Raw genomic sequence first — 10681 nt, forward strand, 5'->3', positions numbered from 1 at the left:
CCGATGTCACCTCATCTGTGTAATAACAATAATTATAGGAATGTCTATGCTGAGCATGATAGGACTGTTAGGCGGTTTGATACTGCTGATCATTTTAACGCTGCGTGGGGTAAATTTATTTATCGCTGCGCCAATCTGTGCACTATTAGTTGCACTTAGTAGTGGCATGGCCATTTTCCCTGTATCGGCAGATACAAACTTTATTAACGCCTATATGGATGGCTTTGCAGGCTTCTTAAGTGCGTGGTTCTTTATGTTCTTACTGGGGTCGTTATTCGGTAAGTTCATGGAAGACACCGGTGCTGCTGACAGTGTTGCAAGTTACATTGTGGGTAAACTAGGTATGAAGCACGCCGTTCTTGCGGTTGTGATTGCCTGTGCAGTTTTAACCTACGGTGGCGTGAGCGTCTTTATCGTTGCGTTTTCTGTTTATCCAATGGCATTAAGTCTGTTTAAAGATGCAAACTTACCGCGCCGCTTTATTCCAGCAACGCTGGCATTTGGTTCGGTGACCTTTACCATGACCTCAGCAGGTTCGCCAGAAATTCAAAACTGGATCCCGGTTAAGCACCTTGGCACATCGCCTTATGCAGCATGGGAAGTGAGCTTAGTGGTGGCTATATTCATGGCGACAGCAGGTTACTTTTGGTTAAACAAGATGATCAAAAAGGCCGTTGCTAACGGCGAGACCTTTGAAGCGCGTGATGATGACCCTGTCATTATTGAGCGTCGTCGTCCGCATCCAATTACGGGTGTGATCCCGCTGATCGTGGTGCTACTTTTATCATTTACGCTACATGATGTACTACAGCAAACAGCGCTTATTGTTGCCTTACTTGGTGGTGTACTGAGTATTGTGATTATTAACTTCAAGCATTTTCACGATATGGGTAACGCGATTAATGTTGGTACAACTGGCGCTTTAGTGGCAATCGGTAATACCGCTGCTGTGGTTGGCTTTGGCGCTGTGGCGAAAGTATCACCAGCATTTACCGCCGCTGTCGATGTGATGACCCATATGCCGGGGAATGAGTTGGTTGGTGCTGCGGTTGCGGTCAGTGTAATTGCTGGCTTAACAGGCTCTGCTTCAGGCGGGCAAGCCATTGCATTACCTCTTGTCGCACCGGGTTATTTAGACATGGGTGTAAACCCTGAACAACTGCACCGAGTAGTGGCAATTAGCTCTGGAGCCCTCGATACCTTGCCGCATAATGGTTATGTGGTCACTACAATACGCGCTATCTGTAAAGAAACGCATCAACGAGCGTATTGGTCAATGGCAGCGCTGACTGCGGTTATTCCGCTTATCGGTGTCGCATTGGCACTCGGACTCTTTATTTTCTTTTAAGGAACAGCAATGAAAACCAAATTAATAATTTTGCTATGGCTAGTTGTATTTAGTAGCACTGCGTTTGGCGCCGCCAACAATGCCGACACCATGCTGGTGGAAAAACAGCATTTTACGACAAAAGATTTTACCACTGTGTCTGGTGTGACTTTAGAGCAAGTGGACATTGGTTGGGAAAGTTACGGAAAACTAAACGCCAATAAAGATAACGTGATTTTAATAACCCATTACTTCTCTGGTACTTCTCATGCCGCAGGTAAATATAAAGCGGATGATGCCTTACCGGGTTATTGGGATGCGATTATCGGCCCAGGTAAAGCTATCGATACCAATAAATATTATGTGATTAGCTCAGATACTTTAGTGAATGCCAACTGGCATGATCCGAATGTCATCACTACAGGCCCTGCGTCAACTAATCCAAAAACAGGTAAACCATATGGTTTAGATTTTCCTGTGGTTACGATTACTGACTTTGTGAATGTGCAAAAGCGCTTACTCGACAGCCTAGGTATCACTAAGTTACATGCTGTGATGGGTGCATCAATGGGGTCGTTTCAAGCACTTGAGTGGGCAACACGTTACCCAGATAAAGTAGAGCGTTTAATTCATGTGATTGGCGCTGCAACCATGGATGCATGGACAGTCGCTGCACTTGAAAAATGGGCGTTACCAATTCGTTTAGATAAAAATTGGCAGCAAGGTAATTACTACGGCAAAGAGCGCCCATTAGATGGCTTAGCAGCAACCATGCTTAATATTACGCAAGATGCGATGCATCCAATTATTTATAACGCGAGCTTCCCTGACTTTAATGTATTGGATGAAGGTGCGTTAAAAGACATTCGCACCTTGCCTAAGTTAAACCAAGTACTCGCTCAGCGCGCAATGGCACGAGCTAAAACGCAAGATGCCAACCATGTACTTTATTTGGTCCGGGCATCACAACTATTTACCGCTGGTATGCAAAGCGATTTAACAACGGCACTTAAAAATGTCTCTGCCAAAACATTATTACTACCCGCAACGAACGACTTACTGCTTCGCCCTGAAAACATGCGCACCGTGTTTGACACAATGAAAGCAGCAGGTAAAGACGTTGAGATTTCAGAAATTGAAGGGGGCTGGGGACACCTTGATGGCATTTTCTCAATCGCCCCGAAAGCGCAGCTTATCAGTGAGTTTTTAGAGGAGTAGCCCGATGAGCAAAACAGTTTTAATTACCGGTGCAGCAAGTGGTATTGGTCTCTATGTTGCCCAGCAACTGGCGATGCAAGGTCACACTATTATTGTGACTGATTTAAATCAGCAAGCAGCACAACAAGCGGCAGCAGGCATTGTTGAACAAGGCGGCAGCGCCGAAGGGTATGCACTAAATGTGGCAGATAGTAATGCAATAGAGCAGTTTTTCACTGAGCTTAATCAGCCAATTGATGTACTTATTAATAATGCGGGTATTCAGCACGTTGCGAAGCTTGAAGATTTTCCGGCTGATAAATGGCAGTTCTTACAGCAAGTTATGCTGGTTGGCCCGGCGATGATGACTAAGGCGGTACTCCCTCGCATGCGTGAGCAAGATTTTGGTCGCATCATTAATATTGGTTCAATCCATGCCATGGTGGCATCTAAATATAAGTCGGCTTATATCGCTGCAAAACATGGCTTAATCGGCTTTGCTAAAACCATGGCACTCGAAACTGGCGATGCCAATATCACGATTAATACCGTGTGCCCAGCCTATGTAAAAACGCCGCTTGTGGAGCAACAAATTGCCTCGCAAGCCAAAGAACATGGCATTTCTGAGCAACAAGTAATAGACACGATTATGCTAGCACCGATGCCGAAAAAAGCATTTATCGGCTTAGATGAGATCCTGCATACCGTTAGCTTTTTAATGGCCGATGCAGCACGCAATATTACCGCCCAAGCAATCGCCATTGATGGCGGTTGGACTGCACAATAGGAGGAGCCAATGGCAGGTTTTGATAAAGTAGTTACAAGTTATAGCGAAGCGATGGCTGGCCTTGAAGATGGCATGACAGTGATAGCCGGTGGTTTTGGTTTATGCGGTATTCCTGAAGGCTTAATTGCGCAAATTAAACATCAAGGCACCCGTGGTTTAACCGTGGTATCGAATAACTGTGGTGTTGATGGTTTTGGTTTAGGTGTGCTACTTGAAGATAAGCAAATCAGCAAGATGGTTGCCTCTTACGTTGGTGAAAACGCGCTATTTGAGCAGCAGCTATTAAATGGTGAACTAGAAGTTGAGCTCACACCACAAGGCACCTTAGCTGAAAAAATGCGAGCTGGCGGCGCGGGCATTCCTGCATTTTATACCGCAACTGGCGTGGGTACTCCGGTGGCTGACGGTAAAGAAACCCGCAATATTAATGGTCGTGACTATTTATTGGAGCCAAGCATTACTGGCGACTTTGCGATAGTTAAAGCGTGGAAAGCAGATCGTTATGGTAACTGCATATATCGTCATACGGCGATGAACTTTAACCCAATGGCAGCAACCGCTGGCAAAATTACGGTTCTTGAAGTTGAAGAAATTGTTGAGCCAGGGGAGCTAGAGCCAAGCCAAATTCACACGCCGGGTATCTATATTGACCGGGTGATTAAAGGTGAATTTGAAAAACGCATCGAGAAAGTTACCACTAAGCAAGAGAATCAATAAGGAGCACGCTGATGGCATTATCACGAGAACAAATCGCTAAACGCGTGGCGATGGAACTACAGGATGGTTACTACGTTAACTTGGGCATCGGTATTCCAACCTTGGTCGCTAATTATGTCCCTGATGGCATCGAAGTGATGCTGCAATCAGAAAATGGTTTACTCGGTATGGGGCCATACCCAAGTGCAGACCAAGTTGATGCCGATATGATCAACGCAGGTAAAGAAACGGTCACCGCTGCAACGGGGGCGGCTATTTTTAGCTCAGCAGAAAGCTTTGCCATGATCCGTGGTGGCCACGTTGATTTAACCGTGCTGGGTGCGTTTGAAGTTGACCAAAACGGCAACATTGCCAGTTGGATGATCCCGAAAAAGCTGGTTAAAGGAATGGGCGGTGCGATGGATTTAGTGGCTGGCGCTAAAAACATTATTTGTACTATGACCCATGCTAATAAGCATGGTGAATCAAAACTGCTGACTGAATGTAGTTTGCCGTTAACGGGTGTTGGTTGTATCAATAAAGTGATCACCGATTTGGCACTTTTAGAAATTAAAGACGGTGCATTTCATTTATTAGAGCGTGCCCCGGGTGTTTCGGTTGATGAGATTATTGCTAAGACACAGGGCAAGCTTATTGTCTCTGGTGACATTCCTGAGATGACGTTTAGCTAGTTTTACGACTTTTAAGCAGCTAATTTGCCTAGATTTTATACTAAACCCCAATAATGTGCTTTTTGTTCATGAATTTTATGAGCAAAAAGCCATTTATCACCATCAATGCAACTTACCCCCTAAACATTTCGTTAATCTATCGTTAACACTATGCTCCAAACCAGATCGCCGATTGCAGTAGGCCGATCAACGACAACAAATAATTATAATCTGGTGTGGAGTAATTCATGAAAGCTAGTAACACACAGCTCGCTTTAGCCGTTGCAGCGGCGTTAGCAAGTACATCAGCATTCGCACAAAGCGACACTGAAAAACTACAACAACAACTCGATGCACTTCAAAAAGAAGTGGATTCATTAAAAACATCTAGCGGCTTCAACTTAGAATTTGGTGGTCGCGTACAACTTGATTACAACTATTTCGACGGTGCTTACAATGCCAACAATGATGGCGCAGGAGGCAGCGACTTCTTCCCTCGCCGTATCCGTACTTATGTTGAAAGTGAACATGGCAACTGGGATCACAAACTATTACTCGAATTTGCTGAAGGCACGGCTGAAATCGTGTTAGCGCGTGTACGCTATACATTCGACAACGGCTTAAAAGTAAAAGCCGGTAAAATCCGTGAAGACATGTCACTCAATGCGCTAACCAGCTCTAAACACATAAATACCATTGAGCGCAGTACCCTTGCTAATACCTTCTCGCCTTTCTTCCGCTGGGGTATCTCGGCTTATCAATACTTCAAAGACTCAGGCTTACGTTACGCGGTGGGTGTTTACAAAAACGACGCGTTTGGTGCATCGGGCCATGACGAAGATGACAAACTAACATTGGCTGTAACAGGTCGCTTAACTTGGTCAAGTGCAGCACCGGGTGATGTGATTCATATAGGTGCTTGGCACTCTTATCGTGATATGGGCGGCAATGACTTAAGCGCTCGTTTTGCCCGTGGTGAAGTGCGTGAAACCAATGTTCGCTTAGTGGATTACGCAGTTGGTGGTGAAACGGCAGCACTAGATAGTATGTCGCAAAGCGGTCTTGAATTTGCCTACCAAGCGAATGCATTCACTTTAGAGGCTGAATATGCCAGCCGTTACCTCGATACGGTTGATAGTAGCAATGAACTTGATGGTGAACGTTTTGATGGCTTTCATGTTTCGGCGAGTTATTTCTTAGGCGGTGAGCAGCGCCGTTACAAAGCAGGTTCAGCATTATTTGTGCAACCAAAAGGGATTAAAGATGCATGGGAGCTTGTTGCCCGTGTGTCGCAAATGAATGCCAGCAGCAAACAACAAGGTACCGACGTAACCACTTATACGTTAGGTACATCTTATTACCTAAGCAGCGATATTAAATTTATGGGCAACCTGATTTACAGCGATGTTGACGGTGCCGGTGCTTCTACGCTGGTTGGTGATGAAGATTCAGGTATGGGCATCAGTGCTCGTATGCAGTACTTATTTTAGGAGTCGTGCATTATGACTATGTTTAAATCATTAAAAAGATCTGTTTTAGCAGCTTCATTATTAGTAGCCAGCCCACTGGCATTGGCAAACTTACACTTTTTGGTGCCGGGTGGCCCAGGTGGCGGTTGGGATACCACAGCACGTGGTGTCGGTGAAGCAATGGTGAAAGCGGGCATTGAAGACAATGCATCGTTTCAGAATATGTCGGGCGGCGGCGGTGGCCGTGCAATTGCTTACTTGATTGAGTCGGGCACTAAAAAAGGCGATATGTTGATGGTTAACTCAACGCCTATCGTTCTGCGTGCATTATCAGGCAAAATTCCTTACAGCTATCGCGATTTAACGCCAGTTGCCAGCATGATTGCTGATTATGGTGCATTTGTTGTGCGCAATGACTCGCCATTTAAAACATGGCAAGACGTTATTGATGCTATGAAAAAAGACCCAGGCTCTGTAAAAGTGGCGGGTGGCTCTGCGCGCGGCAGCATGGATCACTTAGTGGCAGCACAAGCGGTGAAAGCGGCGGGTATTGATGGCCGTCGATTACGTTACATTCCTTATGATGCTGGTGGTAAAGCGAAGGCAGGTTTATTGTCGGGCGAGGTCAACTTACTTTCAACAGGCTTAAGTGAAGCACTCGAAGTCGCAAATGGTGGTCAGGCACGTATTTTAGCGGTTACTTCTGCCGATAAATTGCCTGATTACCCAGCAATTCCAACCTTAAAGTCGCTAGGTTACGACATGGAATTCGTAAACTGGCGCGGCTTTTTTGCAACCCCAGACTTACCAGCAGACAAACTAGCCCAGTACACAGAAAAGCTACGTAAGTTGCAACAAACCCCTGAGTGGGAAGCGGTTCGTGCCCGCAATGGTTGGCTAAATCTATTTCAAGAAAAAGATGCGTTTATTAAATCGCTTGAGCAGCAAGAGGCGCAATTACGCGTTGTAATGAAAGAGCTTGGTTTTATCCGAGGCTAAGGTTAGACAATGTTAAACCGTGAACTAATAGGACCAAGTTTATTCTTGGTCCTCTTTACCCTCTACGCCCTTGTGGCTTGGCAAATTCCACTTATGCCATTTGAAGAGTACGAAAGCGTTACTTCTGCAACCTTACCAAAAGTGTATGCGGTATTCGGTATTGTGGTGTGCGTACTATCGATCGGTGCCAACTTATTAAAGCAAGCGCCAACAGAAAAAGCAGAGCTACTCAGTAAGGGCAACTTACTACGTACTTTTGCATTGTTGGTGTTGATGGTTGCTTATAGCGCCATGCTTGAACCGTTCGGCTTTTTAATTGCCACCAGTGCCTTTTTAATTGCTGGCTTTTTTATTATGGGTGAGCGCCGTAAGACGGTGTTGTTGTTTGCTTCTGTACCTGTGGCTGTGGTTTTTTGGTTTTTAATGACACAAGTACTGGGCATTTACTTAGTACCTGGCAATTTGTGGAGTTAAGTTATGCTTGATGGAATTATGTTAGGTTTGTCGACCGTACTCGACTGGAACAACTTGTTATATGTGATTATTGGCTGCTTTGTTGGCACGTTCATCGGTATGCTACCTGGGCTTGGTCCAATTACTGCGATTGCGTTGATGATCCCGATCACTTACAGCATTGGTGCTGATTCGGGCATGATTTTAATGGCGGGTGTTTACTACGGGGCTATATTCGGTGGCTCTACTTCTTCTATTTTAATTAATGCGCCGGGCGTGGCGGGGACGGTAGCGTCATCATTTGATGGCTACCCGCTAGCAAAACAGGGTAAGGCAGGTAAAGCCCTTGCTATTGCAGCTTATTCATCCTTTATAGGCGGTACGATTGGCGCCATTTTATTGATGGTGGCAGCGCCATTATTAGCGAAAGTGTCATTAAGCTTTCAATCGCCTGATTATGTTGTACTGATGTTTTTAGGCTTAACGGCCATTGCCGCATTCTCTAATAAAGGGCAATTTTTAAAAGCTATGATGATGACGGTATTTGGTTTAATGCTGGCTACAATTGGTATTGATCCCTCTTCAGGTACCGAGCGCTTTACCTTTGGCCAAGCTGATTTATTAGATGGAATTAGCTTTTTATTGGTGGCAATGGCAACGTTCGCGCTGGCAGAGGCACTGATTAATGTGGCGCGCCCTGAAGCTGAACCTGATAAAAAAATTGATGATCCTGATACGCCAAAAATCGGTTCAACAAAACTAACCAAAGAAGAAGTAAAAGATATGGCTCCTGTGGTTGGCCGTTCATCTTTACTTGGTTTTATTGTCGGTGTTTTACCGGGCGCAGGGGCAACGATTGCCAGCTTTATGGCCTATGCCACTGAACGCAACCTTGCTCCAAAGGCACTAAAAGATAAGTTTGGTAAGGGCTCGATGCGTGGCTTAGCCGCACCTGAGTCGGCTAATAATGCAGCTTGTACGGGCTCATTTGTACCATTACTGACTTTAGGTATTCCGGGCTCTGGTACCACCGCAATTATGCTAGGTGCATTAATTGCCTACGGTATTCAGCCGGGCCCTATGTTAATGCAAGAAAACCCAAGCGTGTTTTGGGCAGTCATTGTCAGTATGTATTTTGGCAATATTGTACTGCTGATTTTGAATCTGCCGTTGATCCCGTATTTCGCTAAAGTGCTGGCGATGCCTAAATCTGTGCTGACAGTGATGATTCTATTCTTCAGCTTAATTGGTGTGTATTTAGTGTCATTTAACACCTTTGATTTATTTATGATGGTGGGCTTTGCGCTGGTGGCCTTGGTGCTTAGATTGTTAGCATTCCCGATGGCGCCTTTATTACTTGGCTTTATTCTCGGTGATATGATTGAGCGGAATTTCCGTCGTGCCATGATGATTTCAGATGGCTCGCTGAGCTTTTTATGGGACCGCCCATTAACACTGAGTATTTTTGTGATTTCGATCTTAGTGTTGTTGTTCCCACTGAAAGACTATATTGTCCAACGTCGTAAAGACAAAGCAGCTACGCAAGCAGAGCAACATGCGTAGAACAAGGCACTGATATGAGATACACCAATAAGCTAAACCCATTTCAGCATGTGGTTAAAAAACCAAAGCGCTTAGAAACGCGACTCATTATTTGGGTTACCGGTCTATGTGTTTTGCAAGCTGTGTTGTTTGGCGCTTTGGTGTATCAGATCACTGCAGAAAGCTTGCATAGCCACATGGGTGATAAAGCGCTTTCGCTCGCAACCAGCATTGCCTCACGAGATGACGTGCAAAATGCATTACAAACCAAGCAAGGGCTTGATGAGTTAAATACGCAAATAGAGCATATTCGTGAACTAACCGCAGCGAGCTTTATTGTTATCGGTGATAGGAATACACGCCGTATTGTTCATCCCGACTCTGATAAGCTGGGTAAACCTATGGTGGGCGGTGATAGTAAAGCTGCACTGCGTGGTGAGCGGTATGTCTCGATTGCAAAAGGGAGTTTGGGTGAGTCTATCCGTGGCAAAGTACCCGTGCTTTCAGAGCAAGGTGAAGTAATAGGACTGGTTTCGGTTGGTTTTTTAGTGCAATCAATTGAACCGCTTATTCGTGCTCGTAGTGCTGAAATCATGCTCTGGGGTTTGTTGTTAGTGGGTTTGAGCATTTTGGCTGCGGTGTATATTGGTCAACGAGTTCGTAACGCTATTTTTGGTTTACAACCTGACGAAATAGCAAGGCTGTTCTCTGAGCAAGATGCTATTTTGAATACCGTTCGTAGTGGCATTATCGCCCTCGATCCTGAAGGGAACGTACGTAACTTAAACCAGCGTGCTTGCGAAATCCTCGGTAAACCGACCAGCTGTATCCATCAGCCACTTAAGCTTGAAGATTTGCTTCCTGAACATGCTGAATTTTTAATGCATAACCAACAGCGTCCGATTGTTGGTTTTGAATTATTTGCTGCTGATAAACGCATTGTGTTGTCGCGATATGCATTGCAAGTGCAAGGTGAGGCTGATGGTATTTTGCTGAGTATGCGCCCTGCGGATGAGCTTGAATATTTATCGCAGCAATTAACCAAAGTACAAGCTTTTGCTGAGTTATTACGAGTGCAAACTCATGATTACTCAAACAAGCTAAACTTAATTGGTGCGTTAATTCAAATGGGGCAAACAGAGCAGGCGATTGAGTTAATTGGTCAAGAAAGCAAAGGCTCGCAAGCGCAGATCCATCATTTACTCGAAAGGATCCAAGATCCAGTGCTAGCTGGTTTACTGGTCGGTAAATACCACAAAGCCCGTGAACTTAATGTAATCCTTGAGCTTAATCCAGACAGCTTACTAGGATCGATCACCCGTAAAGATATGCTAGAGCGGGTTGTCTCGATACTTGGCAATTTGATTAATAACGCAATTGAAGCTGCTATTAGAGCCAGTGATACACGTACCCCTAAGGTTCGTGTTACGGTTGACGAAACCAGTAAAACATTATTGTTTGATGTTGAAGACAGTGGCTTTGGTTTAGGCGATGACAAGGATGTGGTATTTACACCACAATACAGCTCTAAGTCAGGGGC

10 protein-coding genes are annotated in these 10681 nt (G+C 45.0%); all 10 read left to right on the forward strand.

Annotation, left to right across the window (positions count from 1 at the left end; all coding sequences use genetic code 11):
• The first annotated feature begins 46 nt into the window (after positions 1–46).
• Complete coding sequence (locus L1267_RS15695) at positions 47–1348, forward strand: GntP family permease (RefSeq protein ID WP_054552324.1); 1302 nt, start codon at positions 47–49, stop codon at positions 1346–1348.
• A gap of 9 nt (positions 1349–1357) precedes the next feature.
• Positions 1358–2545 (forward strand): E22 family MetX-like putative esterase, encoded by a 1188-nt coding sequence (locus tag L1267_RS15700; RefSeq protein WP_235383358.1) that lies wholly within the window; start codon positions 1358–1360, stop codon positions 2543–2545.
• 4 nt (positions 2546–2549) lie between these two features.
• Positions 2550–3311 (forward strand): 3-hydroxybutyrate dehydrogenase, encoded by a 762-nt coding sequence (locus tag L1267_RS15705; RefSeq protein ID WP_235383359.1) that lies wholly within the window; start codon positions 2550–2552, stop codon positions 3309–3311.
• 9 nt (positions 3312–3320) lie between these two features.
• Positions 3321–4028, forward strand: coding sequence for a CoA transferase subunit A (locus L1267_RS15710; RefSeq protein WP_119853699.1), 708 nt, complete (start codon positions 3321–3323; stop codon positions 4026–4028).
• Positions 4029–4039: 11 nt separating this feature from the next.
• Entirely contained in the window at positions 4040–4699 is a 660-nt protein-coding gene (locus L1267_RS15715) for a 3-oxoacid CoA-transferase subunit B (protein ID WP_130050233.1), read from the forward strand.
• A gap of 227 nt (positions 4700–4926) precedes the next feature.
• A complete protein-coding gene (locus L1267_RS15720; protein ID WP_235383360.1) occupies positions 4927–6168 on the forward strand; it encodes an OprO/OprP family phosphate-selective porin in 1242 nt (413 codons plus the stop codon).
• A 12-nt stretch (positions 6169–6180) separates the two neighbouring features.
• Positions 6181–7146: a Bug family tripartite tricarboxylate transporter substrate binding protein gene (locus tag L1267_RS15725; protein WP_425343234.1), complete on the forward strand. Its 966-nt coding sequence runs from the start codon at positions 6181–6183 to the stop codon at positions 7144–7146.
• A gap of 9 nt (positions 7147–7155) precedes the next feature.
• The gene (locus L1267_RS15730; RefSeq protein ID WP_062567509.1) at positions 7156–7620 is read left to right on the forward strand and encodes a tripartite tricarboxylate transporter TctB family protein; all 465 of its coding nucleotides are present in this window, start codon (positions 7156–7158) and stop codon (positions 7618–7620) included.
• Positions 7621–7623: 3 nt separating this feature from the next.
• On the forward strand, positions 7624–9162 hold the full coding sequence (locus tag L1267_RS15735) for a tripartite tricarboxylate transporter permease (protein WP_235383361.1): 1539 nt from the start codon (positions 7624–7626) through the stop codon (positions 9160–9162).
• Between the two features lie 14 nt (positions 9163–9176).
• On the forward strand, positions 9177–10681 hold a 1505-nt coding region (locus L1267_RS15740), incomplete at its 3' end, for a Spo0B domain-containing protein (RefSeq protein WP_235383362.1).

Source organism: Pseudoalteromonas sp. OFAV1, from assembly GCF_021532595.1.
Lineage (GTDB): Bacteria > Pseudomonadota > Gammaproteobacteria > Enterobacterales > Alteromonadaceae > Pseudoalteromonas > Pseudoalteromonas lipolytica_C.

What these genes read in the sequence shown, in the direction of transcription:
- L1267_RS15705 (WP_235383359.1), top strand. Translation starts at nt 2,550, where the DNA reads ATGAGCAAAACAGTTTTAATTACCGGTGCAGCAAGTGGTATTGGTCTC.
- L1267_RS15730 (WP_062567509.1), top strand. Translation starts at nt 7,156, where the DNA reads ATGTTAAACCGTGAACTAATAGGACCAAGTTTATTCTTGGTCCTCTTT.
- L1267_RS15725 (WP_425343234.1), top strand. Translation starts at nt 6,181, where the DNA reads ATGACTATGTTTAAATCATTAAAAAGATCTGTTTTAGCAGCTTCATTA.
- L1267_RS15710 (WP_119853699.1), top strand. Translation starts at nt 3,321, where the DNA reads ATGGCAGGTTTTGATAAAGTAGTTACAAGTTATAGCGAAGCGATGGCT.
- L1267_RS15735 (WP_235383361.1), top strand. Translation starts at nt 7,624, where the DNA reads ATGCTTGATGGAATTATGTTAGGTTTGTCGACCGTACTCGACTGGAAC.
- L1267_RS15715 (WP_130050233.1), top strand. Translation starts at nt 4,040, where the DNA reads ATGGCATTATCACGAGAACAAATCGCTAAACGCGTGGCGATGGAACTA.
- L1267_RS15695 (WP_054552324.1), top strand. Translation starts at nt 47, where the DNA reads ATGCTGAGCATGATAGGACTGTTAGGCGGTTTGATACTGCTGATCATT.
- L1267_RS15720 (WP_235383360.1), top strand. Translation starts at nt 4,927, where the DNA reads ATGAAAGCTAGTAACACACAGCTCGCTTTAGCCGTTGCAGCGGCGTTA.
- L1267_RS15700 (WP_235383358.1), top strand. Translation starts at nt 1,358, where the DNA reads ATGAAAACCAAATTAATAATTTTGCTATGGCTAGTTGTATTTAGTAGC.